The sequence below is a fragment of the Streptomyces sp. NPDC057697 genome, assembly GCF_042799335.1.
Lineage (GTDB): Bacteria > Actinomycetota > Actinomycetes > Streptomycetales > Streptomycetaceae > Streptomyces.
Genome location: NZ_JBHVJA010000016.1, coordinates 1 through 26,070, shown reverse-complemented (window position 1 = coordinate 26,070; position 26,070 = coordinate 1). Strand labels below are relative to the sequence as shown.

21 protein-coding genes are annotated in these 26,070 nt (G+C 72.0%); 12 read left to right on the top strand and 9 right to left on the bottom strand.

All coding sequences use genetic code 11. From position 1 onward, the window contains the following. Positions 1–39: 39 nt before the first annotated feature. Positions 40–1,164: an NAD(P)-binding domain-containing protein gene (locus ACFVFH_RS31280; RefSeq protein WP_383774885.1), complete on the top strand. Its 1,125-nt coding sequence runs from the start codon at positions 40–42 to the stop codon at positions 1,162–1,164. Between the two features lie 12 nt (positions 1,165–1,176). Here the strand turns inward: ACFVFH_RS31280 and mltG are convergent, their stop codons facing one another. Beyond that, positions 1,177–2,028, bottom strand: a complete 852-nt coding sequence (mltG, locus tag ACFVFH_RS31275) for an endolytic transglycosylase MltG (RefSeq protein WP_383774882.1) — start codon at positions 2,026–2,028, stop codon at positions 1,177–1,179. A 386-nt stretch (positions 2,029–2,414) separates the two neighbouring features. Next, the gene (locus tag ACFVFH_RS31270) at positions 2,415–4,220 is read right to left on the bottom strand and encodes an ABC transporter ATP-binding protein (RefSeq protein WP_383774879.1); all 1,806 of its coding nucleotides are present in this window, start codon (positions 4,218–4,220) and stop codon (positions 2,415–2,417) included. Positions 4,221–4,353: 133 nt separating this feature from the next. Between ACFVFH_RS31270 and ACFVFH_RS31265 the strand changes: the two genes are divergently transcribed. The 5 genes from ACFVFH_RS31265 (at position 4,354) to ACFVFH_RS31245 (ending at position 13,363) form a co-directional block, all read left to right on the top strand. Beyond that, positions 4,354–4,797, top strand: a complete 444-nt coding sequence (locus ACFVFH_RS31265) for a MarR family winged helix-turn-helix transcriptional regulator (protein ID WP_383774876.1) — start codon at positions 4,354–4,356, stop codon at positions 4,795–4,797. A 133-nt stretch (positions 4,798–4,930) separates the two neighbouring features. Further along, entirely contained in the window at positions 4,931–7,882 is a 2,952-nt protein-coding gene (locus ACFVFH_RS31260; protein WP_383774873.1) for an FAD-binding and (Fe-S)-binding domain-containing protein, read from the top strand. A 211-nt stretch (positions 7,883–8,093) separates the two neighbouring features. Next, positions 8,094–9,539, top strand: coding sequence for a Gfo/Idh/MocA family protein (locus tag ACFVFH_RS31255; RefSeq protein ID WP_383774871.1), 1,446 nt, complete (start codon positions 8,094–8,096; stop codon positions 9,537–9,539). A gap of 207 nt (positions 9,540–9,746) precedes the next feature. Next, positions 9,747–11,585: an ABC transporter transmembrane domain-containing protein gene (locus ACFVFH_RS31250; protein ID WP_383774868.1), complete on the top strand. Its 1,839-nt coding sequence runs from the start codon at positions 9,747–9,749 to the stop codon at positions 11,583–11,585. Beyond that, on the top strand, positions 11,582–13,363 hold the full coding sequence (locus tag ACFVFH_RS31245; protein ID WP_383774865.1) for an ABC transporter ATP-binding protein: 1,782 nt from the start codon (positions 11,582–11,584) through the stop codon (positions 13,361–13,363). The genes ACFVFH_RS31250 and ACFVFH_RS31245 overlap by 4 nt, the downstream gene beginning before the upstream one ends. Before the next feature lie 60 nt (positions 13,364–13,423). Here ACFVFH_RS31245 and ACFVFH_RS31240 read toward each other — a convergent pair whose 3' ends face one another. After that, positions 13,424–14,215: a metal-dependent hydrolase gene (locus tag ACFVFH_RS31240; RefSeq protein ID WP_383774862.1), complete on the bottom strand. Its 792-nt coding sequence runs from the start codon at positions 14,213–14,215 to the stop codon at positions 13,424–13,426. Positions 14,216–14,353: 138 nt separating this feature from the next. On the opposite strand from ACFVFH_RS31240, the gene ACFVFH_RS31235 reads away from it, so the two are divergent. Then, complete coding sequence (locus ACFVFH_RS31235; protein ID WP_383774859.1) at positions 14,354–16,867, top strand: DEAD/DEAH box helicase; 2,514 nt, start codon at positions 14,354–14,356, stop codon at positions 16,865–16,867. 49 nt (positions 16,868–16,916) lie between these two features. Then, complete coding sequence (locus tag ACFVFH_RS31230) at positions 16,917–17,789, top strand: acyl-CoA thioesterase (protein ID WP_383774857.1); 873 nt, start codon at positions 16,917–16,919, stop codon at positions 17,787–17,789. A gap of 10 nt (positions 17,790–17,799) precedes the next feature. On the opposite strand, the gene ACFVFH_RS31225 is transcribed toward ACFVFH_RS31230, so the two are convergent. The 5 genes from ACFVFH_RS31225 to ACFVFH_RS31205 form a co-directional block, all read right to left on the bottom strand. Further along, on the bottom strand, positions 17,800–18,057 hold the full coding sequence (locus tag ACFVFH_RS31225) for a DUF6011 domain-containing protein (protein WP_383774854.1): 258 nt from the start codon (positions 18,055–18,057) through the stop codon (positions 17,800–17,802). 251 nt (positions 18,058–18,308) lie between these two features. After that, positions 18,309–18,590, bottom strand: coding sequence for an SHOCT domain-containing protein (locus tag ACFVFH_RS31220; protein ID WP_383774852.1), 282 nt, complete (start codon positions 18,588–18,590; stop codon positions 18,309–18,311). Positions 18,591–18,667: 77 nt separating this feature from the next. Further along, the gene (locus ACFVFH_RS31215; RefSeq protein ID WP_383774849.1) at positions 18,668–19,117 is read right to left on the bottom strand and encodes a DUF6325 family protein; all 450 of its coding nucleotides are present in this window, start codon (positions 19,115–19,117) and stop codon (positions 18,668–18,670) included. Positions 19,118–19,547: 430 nt separating this feature from the next. Further along, the gene (locus tag ACFVFH_RS31210; protein ID WP_383774846.1) at positions 19,548–21,374 is read right to left on the bottom strand and encodes a glycoside hydrolase family 15 protein; all 1,827 of its coding nucleotides are present in this window, start codon (positions 21,372–21,374) and stop codon (positions 19,548–19,550) included. A 93-nt stretch (positions 21,375–21,467) separates the two neighbouring features. Next, complete coding sequence (locus tag ACFVFH_RS31205) at positions 21,468–21,908, bottom strand: hypothetical protein (RefSeq protein WP_383774844.1); 441 nt, start codon at positions 21,906–21,908, stop codon at positions 21,468–21,470. Positions 21,909–22,085: 177 nt separating this feature from the next. On the opposite strand from ACFVFH_RS31205, the gene ACFVFH_RS31200 reads away from it, so the two are divergent. The 3 genes from ACFVFH_RS31200 (at position 22,086) to ACFVFH_RS31190 (ending at position 23,930) form a co-directional block, all read left to right on the top strand. Further along, a complete protein-coding gene (locus ACFVFH_RS31200; RefSeq protein ID WP_383774842.1) occupies positions 22,086–22,667 on the top strand; it encodes a helix-turn-helix domain-containing protein in 582 nt (193 codons plus the stop codon). A gap of 13 nt (positions 22,668–22,680) precedes the next feature. Then, complete coding sequence (locus ACFVFH_RS31195; protein ID WP_383774839.1) at positions 22,681–23,223, top strand: GNAT family N-acetyltransferase; 543 nt, start codon at positions 22,681–22,683, stop codon at positions 23,221–23,223. 218 nt (positions 23,224–23,441) lie between these two features. Continuing rightward, the gene (locus ACFVFH_RS31190; RefSeq protein ID WP_383774837.1) at positions 23,442–23,930 is read left to right on the top strand and encodes a glutathione peroxidase; all 489 of its coding nucleotides are present in this window, start codon (positions 23,442–23,444) and stop codon (positions 23,928–23,930) included. 76 nt (positions 23,931–24,006) lie between these two features. Here ACFVFH_RS31190 and ACFVFH_RS31185 read toward each other — a convergent pair whose 3' ends face one another. Next, positions 24,007–25,233 carry an acyl-CoA dehydrogenase family protein gene (locus ACFVFH_RS31185; protein ID WP_383774834.1) on the bottom strand — a complete coding sequence of 409 codons (1,227 nt, stop codon included), beginning with the start codon at positions 25,231–25,233 and terminating at the stop codon, positions 24,007–24,009. 174 nt (positions 25,234–25,407) lie between these two features. On the opposite strand from ACFVFH_RS31185, the gene ACFVFH_RS31180 reads away from it, so the two are divergent. After that, positions 25,408–26,070 (top strand): TetR family transcriptional regulator (locus ACFVFH_RS31180; protein ID WP_383774832.1); only part of this gene is annotated, 663 nt, incomplete at its 3' end.

The window sequence follows — 26,070 nt, the reverse complement described above, 5'->3', positions numbered from 1 at the left end:
GCCGGGAAGATCCCCGTCCCCCGCACAGTTGGTAGAAGCGTGAACAACTTTGGGGTGGCGGCGGAGCGCGTGGTCGATGTGGTCGTGATCGGTGCCGGACAGGCCGGGCTGTCCGGCGCGTACCATCTGCGCCGCGCCGGTCTGGAGCCCGACCGTGACTTCGTGGTGCTCGACCACGCCCCGGGGCCCGGCGGCGCCTGGCAGTTCCGCTGGCCCTCGCTGACGTACGGCAAGGTCCACGGCATGCACGCGCTGCCCGGCATGGAGCTCACCGGCGCGGACGACGACCGGCCCTCCTCCGAGGTGATCGGCGGGTACTTCGCCCGGTACGAGAGCACCTTCGGCCTGCGGGTCCACCGCCCCGTCGACGTGACGGCGGTGCGCGAGGGGGCCGGGGGGCGGCTGCTCGTCGAGAGCTCCGAGGGGACGTACGCCACCCGCGCCCTGATCAACGCCACCGGCACCTGGGACAGGCCGTTCTGGCCGCGCTACCCGGGTCAGGAGAGCTTCCTGGGGCGGCAGCTGCACACCGCGGACTACCCCGGTCCCGCCTGGTTCGCCGGGCGGCGCGTGGTGGTGGTCGGCGGCGGCGCCTCCGGTACGCAGCATCTGATGGAGATCGCCGAGGTGGCGGCGGAGACGTACTGGGTGACGCGTCGGCCGCCGGTCTTCCGGGACGGCCCCTTCGACGCGGACCGGGGACGGGCCGCGGTGGCGATGGTGGAGGAGCGGGTGCGGCGCGGGCTGCCGCCGCAGAGCGTGGTGAGCGTGACCGGGCTGCCGCTCACCGACGCGGTGCGGCGCGCCCGCGAGACGGGCGTGCTCGACCGGCTGCCGATGTTCGACCGGATCACACCGGGCGGGGTCGCCTGGGACGACGGCCGGACGGTCGGGGCCGACGTGATCCTCTGGGCCACCGGCTTCCGGCCCGCCGTCGCCCACCTCGCGCCGCTGGAGCTGCGCGAGGTGGGCGGCGGCATCCGGGTCGAGGGCACCCGGGCGGTCCGGGACGCCCGCGTCCACCTCGTGGGGTACGGGCCGTCCGCCAGCACGATCGGCGCCAACCGGGCCGGGCGGGCAGCCGTGCGCGAGATCGGGCGGCTGCTGGACGGAACGGACCCGGCGGCCGAGGCCGACGGGGCGCTCGCGCCCGCCGCGGTGTGAGGGCGCGGGCGGTCAGCCGGCGGACGCGCCGCGGTGGTTGCGGTTGAACTCCGCGACGTTGCGCTGCTGTTCCGTGTAGCTGCTGGTGAAGCGGGTGTCCCCGGGCGCGACCGTGACGAAGTACAGCCATTTTCCGGGAGTGGGGTCGATCGCCGCCCTCATCGCCTGCTCCCCCGGGTTGCCGATGGGCGTGGGCGGCAGCCCCTTGTGTTCATAGCTGTTGTACGGGCTGTCGATCTTCGTGTCGCCCCTGCTGGTGTGCAGGGTGCTGCGGTTCAGGGCGTAGTTGAGGGTGGAGTCCATCTGGAGGGGCATGCCCCGGTCCAGCCGGTTGTGGACGACCCGGGCGACCTTGCCCATGTCCTCCACCGAGTCCGCCTCGGCCTGCACGATGCTGGCGACCGTCACCATCCGGTACACCGACAGTCCGCTGCGCCGCGCGCCCGCGGCGATGTGGTCCGCGCCGAACCGTTCGACCGCGGTGTCGACCATGTAGGTGAGCAGGCCGCGCGGCGTCGTGGCGGAGGTGACGGGGTACGTCGCCGGGAAGAGGTAGCCCTCGGGGTTGCCCTTCGCCTCGGCCGGGAGGGGCAGGTCCGCCGTGCGCGCGGCCTTCCCGGTGGTCCCGGGGCCGACCGCGAGGGCCTTGTCGACCGCCGCGTACACCTGGGACGCCCGTCGGCCCTCGGGGATCACCAGGGAGCGCGGCTGCCGCTCGACCCGTGGCGCCCTCGTCAGCAGCGGTACGAGCACGGCCGCCGCGACGGCCAGGACGAGTACGACGCCGATCAGGAGCGCCAGACGGCCGCGCCGGGTCGGACGGAGCGTGCGGCGGGGCGGGGTGTCCGGGGGCTCGTTCGCCATGCGGGCACGCTATCCCGCCGTCCGGAACCGCGGGCCGGACGACACGACCCCCTCGTTCCGCGAAGGGAACACACGAACAGGGGATCGGATGTTCGCTGGAACGCGTGATCGTGTCGCCATTCGTTGCTCAACTCCCCTGCGACGCATGATGATTACAGGGCGCAAGCGACGGGCTGCAGACCGCGACTGTGCTGTCCCGAAAGATGCACCACGCACAAGGAGAAACACCTCATGAACGTCATCACCAACCTGCTCGCCGGCATCGTCCACTTCGTGGGTTGGCTCATCTGACCGTTGCTCCGCCCGGCGCCGTCGCTCCCCGTCCCACGGGAGCGGCGGCGCCGCCGCGTGTCCGGCGGGAGGGCCCCCGCCCCTGACCCCGCCGGTCAGCCCGCCACGTGGGCGGGCTGGGCGTCCCTGCGGACCAGCGCGGCATAACGGCCGTCCGCCCGGAGCAGTTCGCCGTGACTGCCGCGCTCGGCGATCCGGCCGCCGTCCAGGACGACGATCTGGTCGGCGTCGCGGACGGTGGAGAGCCGGTGCGCGATGGTGAGGGTGGTGCGCCCCTCGGAGAGCGCGTCGATGGCTTCCTGCACGGCGGACTCGGTACGGGTGTCGAGGGCGCTCGTCGCCTCGTCGAGCACCAGGACGGGCGGATCGCGCAGGATCGTGCGGGCGATGGCCAGGCGCTGCTTCTCCCCGCCCGAGAAGCGGTAGCCGCGCTCGCCGACGAGGGTGTCGTAGCCGTCGGGGAGCGAGGAGATGTGGTCGTGGATCTGGGCCGCGCGGGCCGCCGCCTCGATCTCGGCGTCGGTCGCGTCCGGCTTGGCGAAGCGCAGGTTGTCGGCGACCGAGGCGTGGAAGAGGTAGGTCTCCTGGGAGACCACGCCCACGGCTCTGGCCAGGGTGTCGAAATCGAGATCGCGCACGTCCACGCCGTCGAGCGTGACCCGGCCGCCGGTGACGTCGTAGAGCCGGGGGACCAGATAGCTGAGCGTGGACTTCCCGGATCCGGTCGGTCCGACGACCGCCAGGCTGCCGCCCGCCGGGACGGTGACCTCGATGCCGTCGAGCGTCGGGCCGTTCTTCTCGTCGTAGCTGAAATCGACGTCCTCGAAGCGGATCTCGCCGCGGATCCGCTCCAGCCTGACCGGGTGCTCGGGCTCGGTGATGTCCACGTCGAGGTCGAGGTATTCGAAGATCCGCTGGAAGAGCGCGAGGGACGTCTGCATGTCCACGCCGGTGGAGAGCAGGCTCACGGCGGGCCGGAAGAGGCCCTGCTGGAGCGAGACGAAGGCGACGAGGGTACCGATGGAGACGTCGGGCCCGCCGGACTGCAGGGCGAGGCCCGCGGCCCAGTAGATGACGGCGGGCATGGCGGCCATGACGATGCCGATCGTGGACATCCGCCAGCGCCCGGCCATGCTGGAACGCACTTCGAGGTCGACGAGCTTCTCGGACTCCTCGGCGAAGCCCTTGGTGAGGGAGTCCGAACGGCCCATCGTCCGGCCGAGCAGGATGCCGCTGACCGAGAGCGACTCGGTGACCGTGGCCGCCATGGCGGCCATCTGCTGCTGGCGCCGGGTGGTGATGCGCTTGCGCTCACGCCCGACCCGGCGGCTGATCCAGACGAAGACCGGCAGCAGCAGGAGCGAGACCACGGTGAGCCGCCAGTCGAGTGCCAGCATGGCGACGACCGTGGCGACGACCGCGGTGAGATTGGAGACCAGGGACGTCGCGGTCGAGGTGACCGTCGCCTGCATGCCGCCGATGTCGTTGGCTATGCGGGACTGGACCTCGCCGGTGCGCGTCCGGGTGAAGAAGGCGAGCGGCATCCGCTGCAGCTGGGCGTAGACGGCGGTGCGCAGATCGTGCATGACCCGCTGGCCGACCGTGGTGGAGATCAGGGTCTGCAGGACGCCGAAGACGCTGTTCAGCACGGCGGTGAGGATCATGCCGAGGGCGAGCAGCGACAGCAGCCCGGTGCGTCCCCGGGGAATGGCCACGTCCAGGATCTCGCGCAGCAGGAAGGGCGAGGCGACGGAGACCAGCGACGAGGCGCCGACGAGCAGGCCGACCAGGGCGAGCCGGCCCCGGTAGGGGCGGAAGAGGCGCAGGATGCGGCGCACCTCGGCGGGCGGGCGGTCGGCGTCCTTCGGCGGGGGCGTCCAGTTGATTGCGTCGGGTTTCATGGGCTCCTTCGGAGGGGGTGCGGCGGCCGTACCCGCACGGGGCAGGCGCAGGGCTCGGGGAGAGCCGATTTTGAGAGGCTAGCTCATTGTTACCTATACTCACAATGAATGGGGTCCTGATATTGTTCCCTCCATGGACTCCTCCGACGCCGATGGCGTGCTCGCCGAGCAGCTGCTGAGGGTGACCCGCAGGCTCCAGCGGATCCAGAGCCGCCAGCTGGAGCCGATGGGCATCACCCCCGCCCAGTTCAGACTGCTCCGCACCGTCGCGCATTACGACGGCCCGCCCCGGATGGCCGATCTCGCGCAACGCCTGGATGTCGTCCCGCGCGCCGTGACCACCCTGGTCGACGGGCTGGAGGCGAGCGGGCGGGTGCGTCGCGCCCCCGATCCGGACAGCCGCCGGGTGGTCCGCATCGAGATCACCGAGGAGGGCCGCGCCACCCTCCGGTCGATGCGCGACGCGCGCCGGGCCGCCGCGGAGGAGATCCTGGCCCCGCTCACCACCGAGCAGCGCGAGGTGCTCGGCGGGCTGCTGTCCGCCCTGGTCGACGGAATGCCGGAGCGACGCTGTTAGGGCGTGTGCCGGCATCGTCCGCCGAAGCCGGGCCTTTCGGCACACGCCGCAGACCTCGCGCGGCCGGACCCGCTCCCACCGAGCGGCACCCGCCCGCCGCGATCCCGAACCGAACCGCCGAGGAGACCTCGACATGCCACTGCTGGAGCCGAAGCCGGAAGCACTCCGCCCTGGTGCGGTACGCACACCGTCCATGGACCGGGTCCCCGACCGGCAGGCTCCGGGCACGCCCGAACCGCTGTGCGGCGACCTGCTCGCCCTGCTCGGACCGGAGAAGGTGCTCCGGAAGGTCTCCGACCTGGTGAAGTACGCCTCGGATGCCAGCCCCTACCGCTTCGTCCCCCAGGTCGTCGTGGTCCCGCAGGACATCGACGACATCGCGGCGGTCCTGTCGTACGCGCACACGCACGGCCGCGAGGTCGTCTTCCGGGCGGCCGGCACCAGCCTGAACGGCCAGGCCCAGGGCGAGGACATCCTGGTGGACGTACGCCATCACTGGGCGGGCATCGAGGTCCTGGACGACGGCGCACGGGCCCGCATCCGCCCGGGTACGACGGTCGTGCGGGCCAACGCCGCGCTCGCCCGGCACGGCCGTCTGCTGGGACCCGACCCGGCGAGCGCGATCGCCTGCACGATCGGCGGGGTCGTCGCCAACAACGCCTCCGGAATGACGGCGGGCACCACCCGCAACTCGTATCGCACGGTCTCCTCCCTCACCTTCGTGCTGCCGAGCGGCACCGTCGTCGACACGGCCGCCCCGGCCGCGGACGAGGACCTCGCCCGCGCCGAGCCGGAGCTCTGCGCGGGGCTGCTGGCCCTGAAGGCGGAGATCGAGGCGGACGCCGCGCTGACCGCCCGGATCCGCGCCAAGTACGAGATCAAGAACACCAACGGCTACCGCCTCGACGCCTTCCTGGACGGCTCGACGCCGGTCGAGATCCTGCGCGGCCTGATGGTCGGCTCCGAGGGCACCTTCGGCTTCATCTCCGAGGTCGTCTTCGACACGCTGCCGCTGGACCGCCGCGTCTCCACCGCCCTGCTGTTCTTCCCGTCGCTGACCGCGGCGGCGGCCGCCGTGCCCCGGTTCAACGAGGCGGGGGCGATCGCCGTCGAGCTGATGGACGGCAACACCCTGCGCGCCTCGGTGAGCGTGCGGGGCGTGCCCGCGGACTGGGCCGAGCTGCCCAAGGAGACCGCGGCGCTGCTGGTGGAGTTCCGGGCCCCGGACGAGGCCGGCCAGGAGGTCTACGAGCGGGCGGCGGCGGCCGTGGTCGAGGGGCTCGACCTGGTCGCGCCCGTCCTCTCAGTGACCAATGGGTTCACCCGTGACGCCAAGGTCATCGCCGGGTACTGGAAGGCCCGCAAGGCCTTCGTCACCGCGGTCGGCGGCTCCCGGCCCTCGGGCACGACGCTGATCACCGAGGACTTCGCGGTGCCGCCCTCCCGGCTGGCCGAAGCCTGCGAGGCCCTGCTCTCGCTCCAGGCGGAACACGGCTTCGACGCCGCCGTGGCGGGCCACGCGGCCCACGGCAACCTCCACTTCCTGCTCGCCTTCGACGCGGCGAAGCCGTCCGACGTCGACCGCTACGCCGCGTTCATGGACGACTTCTGCCGGCTGACGGTGGAGCGCTTCGACGGCTCGCTGAAGGCGGAGCACGCCACGGGACGCAATATCGCCCCCTTCCTGGAGCTGGAGTGGGGCCCCGCGGCGACCGAGCTGATGTGGCGCACCAAGCAGATCATCGACCCCGACGGCGTACTGGCCCCGCGGATCGTCCTCGACCGCGACCCCAGGGCCCATCTGCGCGGGCTGAAGACCATTCCCGAGGTCGAGGCGGTCGCCGACCCCTGCATCGAGTGCGGCTTCTGCGAGCCCACCTGCCCCAGCCACGACCTGACCACGTCACCGCGCCAGCGGATCGTGCTGCGCCGGGAGATGATGCGGCAGCCGGGCGGCTCCCCGGTGGAGACCCGGCTGCTCGACGCCTACGGTTACGACGCCGTCGACACCTGCGCGGGCGACTCGACGTGCAAGCTCGCCTGCCCGGTCGGCATCGACACCGGCGCGATGATGAAGGACTTCCGCCATCAGCGGCACTCGCCGCGCGAGGAGCGGGTCGCGGCGCTCACCGCGAAGAACTTCAAGGCGGTGGAGGCCGCGGCGCGGCTCGCGGTGGCCGCCGCCGACCGGATCGGCGACCGGCTCGGCGACGGGCCGCTGGAGACCATCACCGCTCTCGCCCGCAAGGCCGTGCGCCCCGATCTGGTGCCCGAATGGCTGCCGGAGATCCCCGGGGCCGCCGCCCGCAAGCTGCCCGGGACCTCGCGCGTCGGGGCGAGCGCCGTCTACTACCCGGCGTGTGTGAACCGCATCTTCGGCGGCCCCGAGGGCCATCGCGGCCCGTCGCTGCCGCAGGCCGTCGTCGCCGTCTCCGCCCGCGCCGGAAAGCCGGTGTGGATCCCGGACGACGTGGCGGGCACCTGCTGCGCGACGATCTGGCACTCCAAGGGGTACGACGAGGGCAACGCCGTGATGGCCAACCGCATCGTGGAGGCGGCCTGGGGCTGGACGGGCGGCGGAAAGCTGCCGCTGGTCGTCGACGCCTCCTCCTGCACCCTGGGCATCGCCCACGAGGTGGTGCCGTATCTCACCGATGACAACCGGGAGTTGCACCAGGAACTGACCATCGTCGACTCCCTGGTCTGGGCGGCCGACGAGCTGCTTCCCGGGCTGACGGTCCTCCGGAAGACCGGTTCGGCGGTGCTCCATCCGACGTGCTCCATGCAGCATCTGGACGATGTGGAGCAGCTGCGCACCGTCGCGGAGGCCTGCGCCGAGGAGGTCGTGATCCCGGACGACGCCGGATGCTGCGCCTTCGCGGGCGACCGGGGCATGCTGCACAAGGAGTTGACGGCCTCGGCGACGGCGAAGGAGGCCGCCGAGGTGAACGGGCGCGCGTACGACGCCTATCTGTCGGCCAACCGGATGTGCGAGATCGGGATGGACCGGGCCACCGGGCACACGTACTACTCGGTGCTGATGGAGCTGGAGCGGGCGACCCGGCCGGAGGCCGCGGTGCGCTGACCCCCGGGAACGTACGCTCCCCGCAGACGCCCCGGACAGCCGGGCGGGCCGGCATGTACGAGCCCGCCCGGCTTTCGCATGGGCACGAAAGTCCATGGTTTCGACACAGGAGTCCAATCGCGCCCCTTGCGCACCAACGGACCCGGCTACCAAGGTCCTTCACGAGGTTCGTTACCAGCCGCGCACGTCAGACCCCCCTTACGGAGGATCGATGAACGACGCAGCACAGCAGAACGACGGTACGCAGGACGGCGACGAGGGCCCGATGAGCCGCCGCTCGGTCCTCCGGACGACCGCCGGAGTGGCCGGTGCCGGGCTCGGACTCGGCGCCCTCGGCGGCCCGGCCGCGGCCGCCGCCCCCGGCCGGGCCCCGGAGTCCGCCACCCCGGCCACCGCTCCCGAGCGCCGGGGCAGGACCATGGTGGGTGTCCCCTTCGACCGGCGCTCCACCGTCCGGGTCGGCATCGTGGGCCTCGGCAACCGGGGCGGCAGCATGATCGATCTCTTTCTCGCCGTCAGCGGCGTACAGGTCGTCGCCGTCTGCGACCCGGTCAAGGACAAGGCGCTCCGCGCCGCCGCGAAGGTGACCGCCGCGGGGCAGCCCGCCCCCGCCGTCTACACCCACGGCGAGGACGACTACGAGAACCTCTGCGCGCGCGGGGACATCGACTTCGTCTATGTGGCGACCCCCTGGGACTTCCACTTCCGGATGGCGAAGACCGCCCTGCTGAACGGCAAGCACGTCGGCGTGGAGTGTCCGGTCGCGCTCCAACTCGACCAGCTCTGGGAGCTGGTCGACCTGTCCGAGCGCACCCGGCGCCACTGCATGCAGCTGGAGAACTGCTGCTACGGGCAGAACGAGATGCGGGTGCTGCGCATGGCGCACGCCGGTCTCTTCGGCGACCTGCTGCACGGCGCGGGCGCGTACAACCACGATCTGCGCGGCCTGATGTTCGACCCGGACTACTACGAGGGCCCCTGGCGCAGGCTCTGGCACACCCGGCTGCGTGGTGATCTCTACCCCAACCACGGGTTCGGCCCGGTCGCCAACTACATGGACATCAACCGCGGCGACCGTGCGGTGAGCATCACCAGCGTCGGTTCCCCGTCCCTCGGGCTCGCCGAGTACCGCAGGAAGAACATGCCGGCCGGCGACCCGAGCTGGAAGGAGACCTATATCGAGTCCGACCGGACGATCAGTCTCGTCCAGACCGCCAAGGGGCGGGTCATCCGGCTGGAGCACGACGTGTCCACTCCGCATCCGTACTCGCGGATCAACAGCCTCGGCGGCACGAAGGGGGTCTTCGAGGACTATCCCGCGCGCATCTACATCGAGCCCGACCACACCGACGACAACTGGGGCGACTTCTCCCGGTACCAGGACTGGGACCACTGGCTGTGGAAGGAGCACGCCGACCCGCCCGGCGGCCACGGCGGCATGGACTACATGCTGGTCTTCCGGCTGATGCAGTGCATGCGGCTCGGCCTCGTCCCCGACTTCGACGTGTACGACGCGGCGACCTGGACCGCGCCGGTGCCACTCAGCCATCTTTCGATCAGGGCGAAGGGCGCTCCTCAGGAGATACCGGACTTCACCCGCGGGGAGTGGAAGAAGGCCCGTTCCGGCATGGACTCGGAGAATCCCGAGAAGTCCTGAACGGCCGCCCCGGCCGGGCGGGACCGGTACGCGCCCCGCGGGGCCCGGCCCGACCCGCCCGGCCGCCTTTCAAACATGGCGCGATGTGCACCGTTCGTGAAGAAAACCGATTGCTCCGACCGACGTCCTGGGGCGAACCTGGCACGGTTTGGATCATTCACCTCGGTCCATTCACCGAACCACCGTCACACCGAACCATGGGACGTCATGCAGATTCGCGATCTTCCCTACCCGGATCCAGGCGACCCCGATGTCCGCTCAGGTCCACGCTTCCTGCTCTGGCTCGGCCGCAATCAGCTCGGGGGCCAGCTCGGATCCCTGTCCTGGGGTCTGCTGCACCAGTGCTCCATCGCCGGGCTGTCACCCGCCGTCGGCCTCGCCGTCCAGGCCGTCGTCGACCGCTCCGGCACCCGTCTCGCCTGGACGGGCGGGCTGATCGCGGTGCTGGGCGCGCTCATCGCCCTCGGCGACACGATGCTCCACCGCACCGCCGTCACCAACTGGATCACCGCCGCCGCCCGGGTCCAGCAATTGCTGGCCCGCAGGACCGCGGAGCTCGGCTCGGCGCTGACCCGCCGGGTCGCGGCGGGCGAGGTGGTCGCGGTGTCCACCGGCGACGTCGAGAAGATCGGCTGGTTCGTCGAGGCCGTCTCCCGCTTCGCCGCGGCGGCCGCCGCCCTGGTCCTGATCTGTGCGGGGCTGCTCCTCTATCTGCCGTCGCTGGGCATCCTGGTGACGGTCTCCGTGCCGCTGCTGGCCCTCGCCGTGCTGCCACTGCTCCCCCGGGCCACCAAGCGCGCCGACCTCCAGCGCGAGAAGGCGGGCAAGGCCACGGAGCTGGCCTCGGACACCGTGGCGGGGCTGCGGGTGCTGCGCGGGATCGGCGGCGAGGAGCTGTTCCTCGGCCGCTACCGGCGGGCCTCGCAGGAGGTCCGCGAGGCGGCGGTGCACAGCGCCCGGATGTGGTCGCTGATCTCCGCCGTCCAGGTGCTCCTGCCGGGCCTGCTGCTCATCTCGCTGGTCGTCTACGGGGCGATGCTGGCCCGGGACGGCCGGATCGAGGTCGGTCAGCTGGTCACGGTGTACAGCGCCGCGACGCTGATGCTGTTCCCGCTGCGGCACTTCGAGGAGATCGCGATGGCGTACTCCTTCTCGCGGCCGTCCGCCCAGCGCGCGGTACGGGTGCTGTCGCTGCGCCGTACGGCCGGGCCGTCGACCGTCGACGCCACGCCGACCGGCGCCCTGTACGACCCGGCCACCGGTCTGATGGCCCCCGCCGGGCTGTTCACCGCGGTGGTCTGCGGCGATCCGGACGAGGCGGGCCGACTGGCCGAGCGGCTCGGCGGACACGCGCAGACGGACCCGGAGCCGGGCTCCGGGCCGGCCGAGGGCGCCACGGAGCGGAAGACCCCGTCCGTCCTGCTCGGCGGCGTGCCGCTGGACGAACTCCCGCTGGACTCCGCCCGGACCGCCGTACTGGTCCAGGACAAGGACCCGGTTCTGCTCTCGGGCACCCTGCGCGAGCTGCTGGACGTCCCGTCGTCCGGCCGGGTGACCGCCGAGGAGGCGCTGGAGGCCGCACAGTGCGGCGATGTCCTGGACTCCCTGGCACAGGCGTCACCGGCCACCGAGGGCGACCCCATGGCGACCCGGATCACCGAACGCGGGCGGTCGCTCTCGGGCGGCCAGCGCCAGCGGCTGGCGCTGGCCCGCTCCCTGGTGACCGACCCGGAGGCGCTGGTCCTCGACGAGCCGACCTCCGCCGTCGACTCGCACACCGAGGCCCGGGTCGCCGCCGGGATCAAGGCGTTGCGCCAGGGGCGCACCACCGTCGCGTTCGCCTCCTCGCCCCTGCTGCTCGACCTCGCGGACCGGGTGGTGCTGGTGCACGGGGGCACGGTCGTCGCGGTCGGCGAGCACCGCGGACTCCTGGACACGGAGCCCCGCTACCGGGCGGTCGTGACCCGCGAGACGGACGACGAGATCGCGGCCCTGACCACCGGGGCCACGACCGGAACGATCGAGGAAATCGAGGAACGGGCATGATCGGCGTCGCAGTACCGGCGTACGACCCGGCCGCGCCGGAGTCGGCGACGACCCTGCCGGTCGGCACCCCCACCACCGTGCGCGGCTATGTACGGGAGCTGATGCGGCGCCATCGCGGCCGGTTCACCGTGCTCGTCGTGTTCAACGCGATCGCGGTCGTCGCGTCGATCGTCGGCCCGTATCTGCTGGGCGGGCTGGTGGAGGATCTCTCCGACGGTGTGCGGGAGCTCCATCTGGAGCGCACCGCCGCGCTGTTCGCGCTCGCGCTGATCGTGCAGACCGTGTTCACCCGGCTGATGCGGCTGCGCAGCGCGATGCTCGGCGAGGAGATGCTGGCCGATCTCCGCGAGGACTTCCTCGTCCGGTCGGTCGGGCTGCCGCCGGGGGTACTGGAGCGGGCCGGCACCGGCGATCTGCTCTCCAGGATCACCACGGACATCGACCGCCTGGCCAACGCGATGCGCGAGGCCGTGCCGCAGCTGGCGATCGGTGTGGTGTGGGCGGGGCTGCTGCTCGCCGCACTCACCGTGACGGCCCCGCCGCTGGCGCTCTCCGTGCTGATCGCCCTGCCCGTGCTGATCCTCGGCTGCCGCTGGTACTTCCGGCGGGCGCCGTCGGCGTACCGGTCGGAGGCCGCGGGATACGCCGCGGTGGCCGCGATGCTCGCGGAGACGGTGGACGCCGGACGGACCGTGGAGGCGCACCGCCTGGGTGCCCGCCGGGTGGCGCTGTCGGACACCCGCATCGCCCAGTGGACGGCGTGGGAACGCTACACGATGTTCCTGCGCTCGGTGCTCTTCCCCGTCATCAACGTCACGTACGTGACGATCCTCGGCGCGGTGCTGATGCTCGGCGGCTGGTTCGTCATCGAGGGCTGGCTGACCGTGGGGCAGCTGACGACGGGCGCGCTGCTGGCCCAGATGATGGTCGATCCGATCGGTCTGATCCTGCGCTGGTACGACGAGCTCCAGGTGGCGCAGGTGTCGCTGGCCCGGCTGGTCGGCGTGCGGGAGATCGAGCCGGACGCGGGGGACGCGGAGGTCGTCCCGGACGGCCGGGACGTGCGCGCCGACGAGGTGCGCTTCGGCTACCGCGCCGGCCTCGACGTCCTGCACCGGGTGTCGCTGGACGTCGCGCCGGGGACGCGCCTCGCGCTGGTCGGCCCGTCCGGCGCGGGCAAGTCCACCCTGGGCCGGCTGCTGGCCGGGATCTACGCTCCGCGCACGGGCGAAGTGACGCTCGGCGGCGTCGAGTTGTCACGGATGCGGGCCGAGGACGTCCGTACGCACGTGGCGCTGGTCAACCAGGAGCACCATGTGTTCGTCGGCTCGCTGCGGGACAATCTCCTGCTGGCCCGTACCGGCGCCGAGGACGCGGAGCTGTGGGCGTCGCTGGCGGCCGTCGACGCGGACGGCTGGGCGAGGGGCCTGTCCGGGGGGCTGGACACCGAGGTGGGTTCCGGCGGTCTGGCGCTGACACCGGCCCAGGCGCAGCAGATCGCCCTGGCCCGGCTGGTCCTGGCCGATCCGCACACGCTGGTGCTGGACGAGGCGACCTCGCTGCTGGACCCGCGGGCCGCCCGGCATCTGGAGCGTTCGCTGGCCCGGGTGCTGGACGGCCGTACGGTCGTGGCGATCGCCCACCGGCTGCACACCGCGCACGACGCGGACATGATCGCGGTGGTGGAGGGCGGCCGGATCAGCGAGCTGGGCAGTCATGACGAGCTGGTGACGGCGGACGGCGCGTACGCGGCGCTGTGGCGGTCCTGGCACGGCTGAGCGGAACGCACCAGGGCCCGCCCGGTCACGGCCGGGCGGGCCCTGGGCGGTGTGCCGCCGTCAGATGAAGTTCAGCGCGGCCGCGCCGCCCACTCCCCCGAGCACCATGAACACCGGCATCAGTACCTTCAGCTCCACCCAGCTCCCCGCCCGGAACCGCATGGCCTTCGGCGGGCCGATCGGGTACCAGCGCTTGCGGCCGACCGGAATGGGCCACAGGATCGGGCAGCCGGAGACGGTCAGCGCGTCACCGATGTCGTGGACGAGGGCGCCGAGCACGATGGGCAGCCCGAGCCAGAGGTACTCCTGGCCGGGGGCGGTGAACAGCCAGTCCGAGCCGTTGCCCGGCTTGTCGAGGACACCGGCGAGTATCCAGGCGCTGGTCGCGCCGAGCAGCCAGACCAGGACGTCGCTGGACATCCGGGCGGCCCGCCACAGCAGCCCTTCGACGGCGAGCACCAGATGGACGAAGAGGATTCCCAGCACCGCCCACCGGCCGCCGGTGATCGCCGCGGCGGAGGCGCCGCCACCGATCAGGACCGCCCAGAGCCAGGTGTGGGTCAGCGTCCGGTGGCCGCCGTTGCGGTGCGAGTCGCCGCGCATCCTGGTCGCCTTGTAGACGGCGTGCGAGAGCTTGTCGACGATCTCGCAGAGCCCCCGGGACACCGGCCCGAAGGCGCGCGAGATGGTCGCGGACTTGTGGTCGAGGTCCGGGGCCAGTGCGGCGCCGGCGGTGATCAGCGCCCCGACGACGAGGACGGGCCACGGCATCGCGTGGCCGACGGCGGCCGCCGCCGCGCCCACCCCCAGCCAGGCCGCCGCCCCTGACAGAGAGTGTGCCGGTCCCATCATGGTTCTTCCCGCCCCCAGAGTCGTATCGCTGCCATGGCCGTTGCGGCATGGCCGAGTTGAGTGGGAAGCGTATCGCCCGTGATCTTCATACGGTCGTCCGGTTCCCTCATCCGGGCGGAAGGCAGGCAAGATGGGGGCGTGACCCTTATCGATCAGCTGCCCCCGACCGACGACCCCGACGCCCTCTTCGAGGCTTTCTCGTCATGGACCGAGACGCGGGGCATCACCCTCTATCCGGCCCAGGAGGAGGCGCTGATCGAGGTGGTCTCCGGCGCGAACGTGATCCTCTCCACCCCGACCGGCTCCGGAAAGAGCCTGGTCGCGGCGGGTGCGCACTTCACGGCGCTGGCCCAGGACAAGGTCACCTTCTACACCGCGCCGATCAAGGCGCTGGTCTCGGAGAAGTTCTTCGACCTGTGCAAGCTGTTCGGCACGGAGAACGTCGGCATGCTCACCGGCGACGCCTCGGTCAACGCCGACGCCCCGGTGATCTGCTGCACGGCCGAGGTGCTGGCCTCCATCGCGCTGCGTGACGGCAAGTACGCCGACATCGGCCAGGTCGTGATGGACGAGTTCCACTTCTACGCCGAGCCCGACCGGGGCTGGGCCTGGCAGATCCCTCTGCTGGAACTGCCCCAGGCGCAGTTCGTCCTGATGTCGGCCACCCTCGGTGACGTCCGGATGTTCGAGGAGGACCTGACCCGCCGCACCGGCCGCCCCACCTCCGTGGTGCGCTCCGCGACCCGGCCGGTGCCGCTGAGCTACGAGTACCGGCTGACCCCGATCACCGAGACCCTCACCGAGCTCCTGGACACCCGGCAGTCGCCGGTCTACATCGTGCACTTCACCCAGGCCGCGGCGGTCGAGCGGGCGCAGTCGCTGATGAGCATCAACATGTGCACCAAGGAGGAGAAGGAGAAGATCGCCGATCTGATCGGCAACTTCCGCTTCACCACCAAGTTCGGCCAGAACCTCTCGCGCTACGTGCGCCACGGGATCGGGGTGCACCACGCGGGCATGCTGCCGAAGTACCGGCGTCTGGTGGAGAAGCTCGCGCAGGCCGGTCTGCTGAAGGTGATCTGCGGTACGGACACCCTCGGCGTCGGCGTCAACGTCCCCATCCGCACCGTGCTGTTCACGGCCCTGACCAAGTACGACGGCACCCGCGTCCGTACGCTGCGCGCCCGGGAGTTCCACCAGATCGCCGGCCGGGCGGGCCGGGCGGGCTTCGACACGGCGGGCTTCGTCGTGGCGCAGGCGCCCGAGCACGTCATCGAGAACGAGAAGGCCGTCAAGAAGGCGGGCGACGACCCGAAGAAGAAGCGCAAGGTGGTCCGGAAGAAGGCCCCCGAGGGCTTCGTCGCCTGGTCGGAGACGACGTTCGACAAGCTGATCCAGTCCGATCCGGAGCCGCTGACCTCCCGTTTCCGGGTCACGCACACCATGCTGCTGTCCGTGATCGCACGGCCCGGCAACGCCTTCGACGCGATGCGGCACCTGCTGGAGGACAACCACGAGCCGCGCCGGGCGCAGCTGCGGCACATCCGCCGGGCCATCGCGATCTACCGCTCGCTGCTGGACGGCGGTGTGGTGGAGCAGCTCGCCGAGCCGGACGCGGAGGGCCGGATCGTCCGGCTCACCGTCGATCTCCAGCAGGACTTCGCGCTCAATCAGCCGCTGTCCACCTTCGCGCTGGCCGCCTTCGACCTGCTCGACCCGGACTCCCCCTCGTACGCGCTGGACATGGTCTCCGTCGTCGAGTCGACGCTCGACGACCCGCGGCAGATCCTCGCCGCGCAGCAGAACAAGGCGCGCGGCGAGGCGGTCGGGCGGATGAAGGCGGACGGCGTCGAGTACGAGGAGCGGATGGAGCTGCTCCAGGAGGTCACGTACCCGAAGCCGCTGAGCGAGCTGCTGTGGCACGCCTACGACGTGTACCGCAGGAGCCATCCGTGGGTGGGCGACCACCCGGTCTCGCCGAAGTCCGTGATCCGGGACATGTACGAACGGGCCATGACGTTCACGGAGTTCACCTCGAACTACGAGCTGGCGCGCACCGAGGGCATCGTGCTGCGGTATCTGGCGAGCGCGTACAAGGCGCTGGAGCACACCATTCCGGACGACCTCAAGTCGGAGGACCTGGAGGACCTGATCGCCTGGCTGGGCGAGATGGTCCGCCAGGTGGACTCCAGTCTGCTCGACGAGTGGGAGCAGCTGGCCAACCCGGAGGTGGAGACCGCCGAGCAGGCGCAGGAGCGGGCCGACGAGGTGAAGCCGGTCACGGCCAACGCCCGCGCCTTCCGGGTGCTGGTGCGCAACGCGATGTTCCGCCGGGTGGAGCTGGCCGCGCTGGACCGGGTCCGTGACCTCGGTGAGCTGGACGGCGAGGCGGGCTGGGACGAGGACGCGTGGGGCGAGGCGATGGACGCCTACTGGGACGAGTACGAGGACCTGGGCACCGGTCCGGACGCCCGGGGGCCGAAGCTGCTGAAGATCGACGAGGACGCGGCGCACGGTCTGTGGCGGGTCCGGCAGACCTTCGCGGACCCGAACGGCGACCACGACTGGGGCATCAGCGCGGAGATCGATCTGGCCGCTTCCGACGAGGAGGGCCGGGCCGTGGTCCGCGTGACCTCGGTCGGTCAGCTGTGAGGGCGTACGCCGCAGGGGCGGCGCCACTGCGAGCAGGGGGACGGACGGCATGACGAATCCCGCGGAACGCCTGGTCGATCTGCTCGACCTGGAGCGGATCGAGGTCAACATCTTCCGTGGCCGCAGCCCCCAGGAGTCGCTCCAGCGGGTCTTCGGCGGGCAGGTCGCCGGGCAGGCGCTGGTCGCGGCGGGCCGGACCACCGACGGGGACCGGCCGGTCCACTCGCTGCACGCGTACTTCCTGCGGCCGGGGCGTCCGGGGGTGCCGATCGTGTACGAGGTGGAGCGCGTCCGGGACGGCCGGTCGTTCACCACCCGCCGGGTCACGGCCGTCCAGCAGGGCCGGACGATCTTCAATCTGACGGCGTCCTTCCACCGGCCGGAGGAGGCGGGTTTCGAGCACCAGCTACCGCCGGCCCGCGAGGTGCCCGCTCCCGAGGAGCTCCCGACCGTCGCCGAGGAGGTCCGCGCGCACCTGGGTGTGCTGCCGGACGCTCTTGAGCGCATGGCCCGGCGACAGCCCTTCGACATCCGGTACGTCGACCGGCTGCGCTGGACGAAGGAGGAGGCCGAGGACGCCGACCCGCGCAGTGCGGTGTGGATGCGCGCGGTCGGCCCGCTGGGCGACGACCCCCTGGTGCACACCTGTGCGCTGACGTACGCGAGCGATATGACGCTGCTCGACGCGGTCCGCATCCCGGTGGAGCCGCTGTGGGGGCCGCGCGGCTTCGACATGGCGTCGTTGGACCACGCCATGTGGTTTCACCGTCCGTTCCGGGCGGACGAGTGGTTCCTGTACGACCAGGAGTCGCCGGTCGCGACGGGCGGGCGGGGGCTGGCGCGCGGACGGATCTACGACCGCGGCGGCAATCTGCTGGTGTCCGTGGTGCAGGAGGGGCTGTTCCGCCGCCTCGGCGGGTAGCCCTGCCCGGTCAGACGCCGGGCAGCGGGTCCTGCTCGACCTCGTGGCGGCGGGTGCGGATGTCCGGGGGCGCGGGGTGGAGCTTGGCGTCGCAGGCGGGGCCGAGACCGGTGCGGCGCGACTCCGTGCCGGTGAGCGGGCGGCCGCACAGACGGCAGCGCACCACTGCGCGGCGGGCCGTGCGACCGGCGGGTTCGTCCTCGGGCGAGGGCCCGGTTCCGGATCCTGATCCGGGGAGGGGTTCGGGGAAGGGCTCGGCGGATTCCACGGACCGATCTTCTCAGGACCCGCGTCCGCGATGCGACGACGCCCCTGCGGCACGGTGGCGTCCCCCGGCGGTGCGCGACGGAGGAGTCGACCGCTCGGCGCGGCGTGTCGTCCGGCGGCGGGCCGGGATGTTCCGCCGGAGTCCTTCTCGGGCGACGGACTCCCTGTCCACGCGCCCCGGACCGGCCGGCGGCCGCGCCGATCCGTTCCTTCGACGGCCGGCCGGGCACGCCCGGGGACGGCAAGCGCGCCTCAGGAGGCGAGGAGCCTGGCCTTCTGGGCCTCGAACTCGCTCTGGCTCAGCACCCCCTGGCTCCTGAGGTCGCCGAGCTCCTTGAGCTGGGCGATCTTGTTGCTCATCTCGTCCTCCGGCGCGAGGGAGGCGGGCGGAGGCGCGGCGGGAGCGGGCCGCGCCTGCTCGGCGTCCTGCTGCGCCCAGCGGCCCGCCTGGCGCCGGGAGACCCGGTTGGAGACCGAGGTGGCGGTTCCGGCGATCACCGCTGTGCGGGCGATGCCGCGAAGAAGGCCTGGCATGGTGCATCTCCTTTGACTGGCTCGGCGAGAACGGCCGGCGGCCGGCTCCGCGCGGGCGTCCGGCCCGGCTCGGCGGCTCAGGCCCTCGACCCGGCCTCGGCCGCGTCGAGGGAGGCCAGGACCTCCTGGACCGGGATGCGCCCACTGGCGACGAGCCGTCCTCCGGAGCGGCGCAGGGCGGCCGCGAACGGTCCGGCCCAGACGTTCTCGTAGATGACGATCCCGGCGGCGCTGCCGGGTTCGAGGACCGCGCTCACCTCGTCGATGTCGTCCCGGCCGACCAGCCCGGAGGACACCCCTTCGAACACGGCGAGCTCGTCGTGGCCGTCCCCGGTCAGTTCGGCGAGCTCCACCCCGGCGACCGTTCCGTCCTGGTCCTTCCTGACGAAGACCAGGTCGAGGATGCGGATGATGCCCCGGTCGACGAGATCGACCAGCAGGGGCAGTCCCTCGCCCGTCATCCGGTTGCCCGGGAACTCGACCACCAGGTAGTCGATCGGCCCTGTCTCGTCGGTCTCGCTGTTCACACCGGCTCCTCGGAGTCTCGACTGCCCCGCTTCGGGCCGGGGCCTGTGCTTCCGTCATTGCAGCAGCGGGCGGGCCGGTGCGCATCTCGGTCATGGGTGTGGCGGGGCGGGGCCGGTCATGGCGCCGGGAGACGGCGCGGGGCCCGTCGGCCCCGTGGCGCGGGCCGGGGCCGCCCGTCCCCGGCCTCCGGCGGCGGTGCTCGCCCGCACGGCCCGCGGGACCGGCGCGGGTTCCCCGGTTCCCGGCCCCGGCACGCCCGGGGAGACACGGAACGTGTCGGCCGATCGGGTCACGGCGGGCACGGCCCTCCTCGTGGCTCCGGCCGCGGGTGCCCGCGCCGCCGCCCCCGTCGGCGTACGACGTCCACGCCGAGAGGGCTTCACGAGGCCGGGCCCGCCGGGGCGGGGAGACGCGGCGCGCCGGGCGCCGTCAGCCGTGGTGCCGGGAGTGCGCCACGTCCAGTGCCTCGTCCAGGGTCCGGGCCGCCGTGATGAGCGAGAGGTGGGTCAGCGCCTGCGGGAAGTTGCCGAGTTGCTCGCCGCTGGGGCCGATCTCCTCGGCGAACAGGCCGACGTGGTTGGCGTACGTGAGCATCTTCTCGAAGGTGTAGCGGGCCTTGGACAGCCGCCCCGCGCGGGCCAGGGCGTCGACGTACAGGAACGTGCAGAGGCTGAACGTGCCCTCGCAGCCCCGCAGCCCGTCCGGGGAGGCCGCGGGGTCGTAGCGGTAGACCAGGCTGTCGGAGACGAGCGTGCGGTCCATGGCGTCGAGCGTGGCGAGCCAGCTGGGGTCCTTCGGCGCGAGGAACCCGACCCGGGGCATCAGCAGCAGCGAGGCGTCCAGCACCCCGCTGCCGTAGTACTGGGCGAAGGCCCGCTCGGATTCGTTCCAGCCGCGTTCCATGACCTGTTCGAGAATGGCGTCCCTGGCCCCGGTCCACCGGACGGTGTCGGCGGGCCTGCTGAGTTCGGAGGCCAGGCGCAGCCCCCGGTCGAACGCCGCCCAGCACATCACCCGGCTGTAGGTGAAGTCCTGCCGTCCGCCGCGGGTCTCCCAGATGCCCTCGTCGGGGCGGTCCCAGCGGTCCACGAGCCGGTCCAGGGTCCTGGCCACGACCTGCCAGCCCCCGTAGCCCGCCTGGAGGCCCACCTCATGGCACTCGGACAGCGCGTAGAGGGCCTCGCCGTAGATGTCGAGCTGCAACTGGTCGGCCGCCGCGTTGCCGAGCCGTACCGGGTACGAGCCCCGGTAGCCCTCCAGCCGGGGCAGGGTCTCCTCCGTCAGCAGGGGTTCGCCGTCGACGCGGTACATGATCCGGAGGGGTTCCTCCCCGCCGTCCTCCTGCCGGAGCCGGTCGGTGATCCAGTGGGTGAAGGCGATCGCCTCGTCCGCGAAACCGAGGTCGAGCAGGGCCCGGACCGACAGCGCGCCGTCCCTGACCCAGGTGTAGCGGTAGTCCCAGTTGCGTTCGCCGCCGACCTGCTCGGGCAGCCCCATGGTCGCCGCCGCGACGGGTGCGCCGGAGGGGGCGTAGGTGAGCAGCTTGAGCGTGATGGCGGAGCGGTTGACCATGTCGGTCCAGCGGCCACGGTAGCGGGAGCCGCGCACCCACCGCTGCCAGAAGTCGACGGTCTCCCAGAGCTGTTCGGTGACGGAGTCGACGGTCGGTTCGGGCGGTGCGGGTCCGTCGGCGGCGCAGACGGTGAAGACCGCGTAGGCCGACTCGCCGACGTTCAGCACCACGTCGCCCACGACGTCCCGGCCGTCGCGCGCCACGGGGAATCCGGTCCGCAGGTGGGCCGCGATGCCGGGGGCCCGGAACACCGCTCCCCCGGGCCGCGGTTCGAGCGCGTGGGCGGCCCGGCCGTAGTCGAACCGGGGCCTGCATTCCAGGGCGAAGCGTACGGTTCCGCGCACCGTGCGCATGGCCCGCACCAGGGTGTGCCGGTCGGTGGGGGTCCCTGCGGGTCCGGGCGGCATCCAGTCGAGCACCTCGCCGACCCCGTCCGGCGCCATGAAACGGGTGACCAGGACCGCGCTGTCCGGGTAGTAGAGCTGGCGGCAGGTGCTCGCGGGGTCGTCGGACGCCAGCCGGAAGCAGCCGCCGTGTTCGTGGTCGAGCAGTGCGGCGAAGATGCTGGGGGAATCGAACCTCGGGGCGGCGAACCAGTCGACGACGCCCCGCGAGGAGACCAGTGCGGCGGTGTGCAGATCGCCGACCAGCCCGTGTTCGGCGATGGGCGGGTACCGGTCCATGGACGCCACTCCCGGGGTCCGTTGCCATCCGTTGCCGGCGGACCGCCGCGGTCTTGCGCTGTCCGCCTCCTGCCACGGCGCCTGCGGGCGCCCTCAGACGGCCTTCTTCTCCTCCTCGGGACCGGCGCACAGCGCCCAGATGATGAACACGTCGATCGCGATGAGCACGATGGACCAGAGCGGGTAGTGGGGCAGCCACAGGAAGTTGGCCAGCGCGCTCAGGCCCGCGAGCACGATGCCGGTCACCCGTGCCCACAGGGCTCCGGAGAACAGCGCGCATCCGGCGACGACGATGACGATGCCGAGTGCGAGGTGGATCCAGCCCCAGCCGAAGAGGCTGAACCGGAACACGTAGTCGCGGGTGGCGATGAACACGTCGTTCCTGGCGATGGCGGCGATCCCCTCGAAGATCGCCATCGCTCCGCCGAAGATCATCAGTACCGCCGCGAAGGCGGTCCAGCCGATCCGGAAGGGGTGGTGCGGGGTCGGAGAGGTGGCGGGTGCCACCGGCGGCCCACTGCTTGTGCCGGCCATTGCGGCCTCCTCGGCTTGCAGAGCAAACCCGGCGGGCCGAGTGGCCGTCGGGGCCTCCCCGAACCAGGGTGTCACGTAGGCACCCGCTCGGCAGAACGAAGGCTTCCGGGGCCGCGGTGCGGGCACTTCCCGGGCCCCTCACCCCATCCGTCTCCATGCAGAGATATCATCTCCATGATGAGAGGAACCCGAGAGATGGATTCCGGCTCCGTCGACGCCCGGCTCGCCGCCCGCCTGGGCGCGCTGCGCACCGAGCGCGGCTGGTCGCTGGAGGAGCTCGCACGGCGCAGCGGGGTGAGCCGGTCCACGCTGTCGCGGCTGGAGCGTGCCGAACTGAGCCCGACCACCGCCCTGCTCGGCACGTTGTGCGCGGTCTACGGACGGACGATGTCCCGGTTGCTGCTGGAGGTGGAGGCCGAACCCCCGCGGCTCGTCCCCGCCGCGCGGCAACCGGTCCGGCGGGACGAGGCCCCGGGCTTCGTGCGCCGGTCGGTGTCGCCCCCGCACGCCGGTCTGCGGGCGGAGGTCGTCGAGGGCACCCTCCGCCCGGGGGCCGCCATCGCCTACGAGAAGGCACCGGTCCCCGGTACGGAGCAGCACGTGTGGGTACTGGAGGGAGCGGTCGAGATCACCGTCGAGGGCACCGTGCACACCGTGCGCCGCGGCGACTGTCTCCGGTTCCGGCTGTACGGCCCCTCGCGCTTCCGCTGTCCGGGGCCGGAGCCGGTCCGCTACGCACTGATGATCGTTCTGCCCTGAGAGGACTCCGTACATGACCGAGATCGTCACCGTCTGTGGACATGAACTGGTCACCTATGCCGATGAGTTGGCCGCCCTTCTGGTGGACACCGTGAACGGCGGTTCGTCGGTGGGTTTCCTCGCGCCGCTGGAGCGCGACGCGGCCGCCGCCTGGTGGCGGGAGCGGGCCGGGGCCGTCGACGCGGGCGATCTCCAGGTGTGGATCGCCCGCGACGCCGAACGGGTCGCCGGGACCATCGGCCTGGTCCGGGGCCGGCTGCCCAACGCGCGTCACCGCGCCGAGGTGACCAAGCTGATGGTGCGTCCGTCGGCCCGCGGCCGGGGGCTGGGCCGCTCGCTGCTGGACGCCGTCGAGCGGTCGGCCGCCGAGTCCGGCGTCACCCTGCTGGTCCTGGACACCGAGAGCGGAAGCCACGCGGAACGGCTGTACCGTTCGGCGGGCTGGACGGAGTGCGGCTCGATCCCGGGGTACGCCGGGGACCCGGACGGGGCCCTGAAGCCGACGACGCTCTACTACAAGCCGCTCGGTCCCGAGCGGGCGGCGCCCTCACGATGACGGCGGGAGCGCCGGATCCCGGGCGGGGCACAGGAGTTCGGCGACCGGCGCGAACCGCACACGGGTCGCTCATCGGGGTCATGCCGCGTTCGAGGCGGTGACGGGACTCCCGCAGGTCGGCGGCGTACGGAGGGTCCGGGCCGCCGGCGGCCGGCTTCGAACGGGCCGTCCCCGGGCGGGACAATGGCCGCGGAAGTCACTTCTACGAGGAGACCCTCATGACGCTGCACGACATCCCCCTGCGCACCCTCACCGGCGAGCCCACCTCCCTGGCCGACCACAGCGGCAAGGTGGTCCTGCTGGTGAACGTCGCGTCCAAGTGCGGGCTCACCCCGCAGTACGCGGGCCTGGTGAAGCTCCAGAACGAGTACGCGGACCGCGGCTTCACCGTGCTCGGCGTGCCGTGCAACCAGTTCGCCGGCCAGGAGCCGGGGAGCGCGGAGGAGATCCGGACCTTCTGCTCGACGACGTACGGGGTCAGCTTCCCGCTGCTGGAGAAGACCGAGGTGAACGGCGAGGGCCGCCACCCGCTCTACGTCGAGCTGACCCGGCTGGCGGACGCGGACGGCGAGGCCGGTGACGTCCAGTGGAACTTCGAGAAGTTCCTGATCTCCCCGGCGGGCGAGCCGGTCGCGCGGCTGCGCCCGCGCGTCGAGCCCGAGTCGCCCGAGCTGGTCACGGCGATCGAGTCCCTCCTCTCCGCCTGACGCACCGCGGCCCCGGTCGCCGTACGGGCCGCGACGGCGACCGCACGGCGACCGGGGCCGGACCCGGCGGGACGGCTCAGCGGATCGGCATGCCCGAGAGGGTGCGGGCGATGACCAGACGCTGGATCTCGCTCGTGCCCTCGAAGATCGTGTAGATCGCCGCGTCCCGGTGCATCCGCTCCACCGGGTACTCACGGGTGAAGCCGTTGCCGCCGAGGATCTGGACGGCCTGGGCGGTGACCTCCTTCGCCGTCTCACTGGCGTACAGCTTGGACATGGAGCCCTCGGCGGACTCGAACGGCTTGCCGGTGGTCGCCATCCAGGAGGCGCGCCAGACCAGCAGCCGGGCGGCGTCGATCCTGGTCCGCATGTCGGCGAGCTGGAAGGCGATGCCCTGGTTGTCGATGATCGGACGGCCGAACTGCGTGCGGGTCTTCGCGTAGTCCAGCGCCACCTCGTACGCCGCGCGGGCGGTGCCGACCGCCATGGCGCCGACCGCCGGGCGGGACGCCTCGAAGGTGGCCATCGCGGCGTTCTTCACCCGCTCGCCGCCGGACGCGGCGCGTTCACGGGCCCGTGCCAGGCGCTGGTCGAGCTTCTCCTTGCCGCCGAGCAGGCAGTGGCCGGGGACCCGGACGTCGTCCAGCACGACCTCGGCGGTGTGCGAGGCGCGGATGCCGTGCTTCTTGAACTTCTGCCCCTGGGAGAGACCGGGGGTGCCGGGCGGCACGATGAACGAGGCGTGCCCCTTGGAGCCCAGCTCCGGGTCGACCACGGCGACCACGACGTGGACGTTGGCTATGCCGCCGTTGGTCGCCCAGGTCTTGGTGCCGTTCAGCACCCACTCGTCCTTGGCCTGGTCGTACACCGCGCGGGTGCGCATGGAGGCGACGTCGGAGCCCGCGTCCGGCTCGGAGGAGCAGAAGGCCGCGACCTTCACGTCGTCGGCATCGCCGTACATCTGGGGGATCCAGGTCCCGATCTGCTCCTCGGTGCCGTTGGCGAGGACGCCCACGGCCGCCAGGCCCGTACCGACGATGGACAGGGCGATGCCCGCGTCGCCCCAGAAGAGCTCCTCCATCGCCATCGGGATGCCGAGCCCCGTCGGGTCGAAGAACTGCTGGGCGTAGAAGTCGAGGGAGTAGATGCCGACCTTGGCCGCCTCCTGGATGATGGGCCAGGGCGTCTCCTCACGCTCGTCCCACTCCGAAGCCGCGGGACGGATCACATCCGCGGCGAAGCCGTGAAGCCAGTCACGGACCTGCTTCTGGTCATCGTTGAGTTCGAGCGTGAACTCCGCCATGTTCCCCTCCACGTACTGCCGTGAAAAAACCACTCGTTACTTGCGGTAACCGCAGTCTGTTACCGACAAGTAGCCTCTGTCAACCGCCCGGGTTCGGATCCGCACGGCGCTGGGCAGGGTGTTACGTTGCGCAGGCAGGACGCATATGCACGGCCAGGGGCGGGGAGAGGCGACATGGAGAGCACACGACAGGCAGAGCGCCAGCGGACAGCAGCGGAGAGCCGCCGTCGCGAGCTGCTCGAAGCCGCCGACCGCGTGGTGCTCAGGGACGGGCCGGGGGCCTCGATGAACGCCATCGCGGCGGAGGCCGGAATCACCAAACCCATCCTCTACCGGCACTTCGGCGACAAGGGCGGTCTCTACCGCGCCCTCGCCAAGCGCCACACCGACGCGCTCCTGATCGCCCTGCGCGCGGCCCTGGACGCCCCGGCCGAGCGCCGTCGGCGCGTCGAGTCGACGCTCGACACCTACCTCGCGGCCATCGAGGCCCGCCCGCAGGTCTACCGCTTCCTGATGCACCCGTCCGACGACGCGGCGCCCTCGACGGAGCAGGGCTTCGACGTCGGACGGCACTCGGCGCCGCTGCTGCGCCGGCTCGGCGAGGAACTCGCCCTGGTGATAGCCGAGCGGGTGGACCTGGGGCCCGACAGCGCGGCCATGGCCCGCATCTGGGGCCACGGCATCGTCGGCATGATGCACGCCGCCGGTGACTGGTGGCTGGGCGAACGCCCCTGCTCCCGCGAGCAGTTGGTACGCAGCCTGGCCGATCTGCTCTGGGGCAGGCTGGCCGCGGCCGGTCGCCGGCCGCGGGAGCGGTCAGCCGGTGCGCGCCCAGGG

What these genes read in the sequence shown, in the direction of transcription:
- mltG (WP_383774882.1), bottom strand. Translation starts at nt 2,028, where the DNA reads ATGGCGAACGAGCCCCCGGACACCCCGCCCCGCCGCACGCTCCGTCCG.
- ACFVFH_RS31270 (WP_383774879.1), bottom strand. Translation starts at nt 4,220, where the DNA reads ATGAAACCCGACGCAATCAACTGGACGCCCCCGCCGAAGGACGCCGAC.
- ACFVFH_RS31265 (WP_383774876.1), top strand. Translation starts at nt 4,354, where the DNA reads ATGGACTCCTCCGACGCCGATGGCGTGCTCGCCGAGCAGCTGCTGAGG.
- ACFVFH_RS31260 (WP_383774873.1), top strand. Translation starts at nt 4,931, where the DNA reads ATGCCACTGCTGGAGCCGAAGCCGGAAGCACTCCGCCCTGGTGCGGTA.
- ACFVFH_RS31255 (WP_383774871.1), top strand. Translation starts at nt 8,094, where the DNA reads ATGAACGACGCAGCACAGCAGAACGACGGTACGCAGGACGGCGACGAG.
- ACFVFH_RS31250 (WP_383774868.1), top strand. Translation starts at nt 9,747, where the DNA reads ATGCAGATTCGCGATCTTCCCTACCCGGATCCAGGCGACCCCGATGTC.
- ACFVFH_RS31245 (WP_383774865.1), top strand. Translation starts at nt 11,582, where the DNA reads ATGATCGGCGTCGCAGTACCGGCGTACGACCCGGCCGCGCCGGAGTCG.
- ACFVFH_RS31240 (WP_383774862.1), bottom strand. Translation starts at nt 14,215, where the DNA reads ATGATGGGACCGGCACACTCTCTGTCAGGGGCGGCGGCCTGGCTGGGG.
- ACFVFH_RS31230 (WP_383774857.1), top strand. Translation starts at nt 16,917, where the DNA reads ATGACGAATCCCGCGGAACGCCTGGTCGATCTGCTCGACCTGGAGCGG.
- ACFVFH_RS31220 (WP_383774852.1), bottom strand. Translation starts at nt 18,590, where the DNA reads ATGCCAGGCCTTCTTCGCGGCATCGCCCGCACAGCGGTGATCGCCGGA.
- ACFVFH_RS31210 (WP_383774846.1), bottom strand. Translation starts at nt 21,374, where the DNA reads ATGGACCGGTACCCGCCCATCGCCGAACACGGGCTGGTCGGCGATCTG.
- ACFVFH_RS31205 (WP_383774844.1), bottom strand. Translation starts at nt 21,908, where the DNA reads ATGGCCGGCACAAGCAGTGGGCCGCCGGTGGCACCCGCCACCTCTCCG.
- ACFVFH_RS31200 (WP_383774842.1), top strand. Translation starts at nt 22,086, where the DNA reads ATGAGAGGAACCCGAGAGATGGATTCCGGCTCCGTCGACGCCCGGCTC.
- ACFVFH_RS31195 (WP_383774839.1), top strand. Translation starts at nt 22,681, where the DNA reads ATGACCGAGATCGTCACCGTCTGTGGACATGAACTGGTCACCTATGCC.
- ACFVFH_RS31190 (WP_383774837.1), top strand. Translation starts at nt 23,442, where the DNA reads ATGACGCTGCACGACATCCCCCTGCGCACCCTCACCGGCGAGCCCACC.
- ACFVFH_RS31185 (WP_383774834.1), bottom strand. Translation starts at nt 25,233, where the DNA reads ATGGCGGAGTTCACGCTCGAACTCAACGATGACCAGAAGCAGGTCCGT.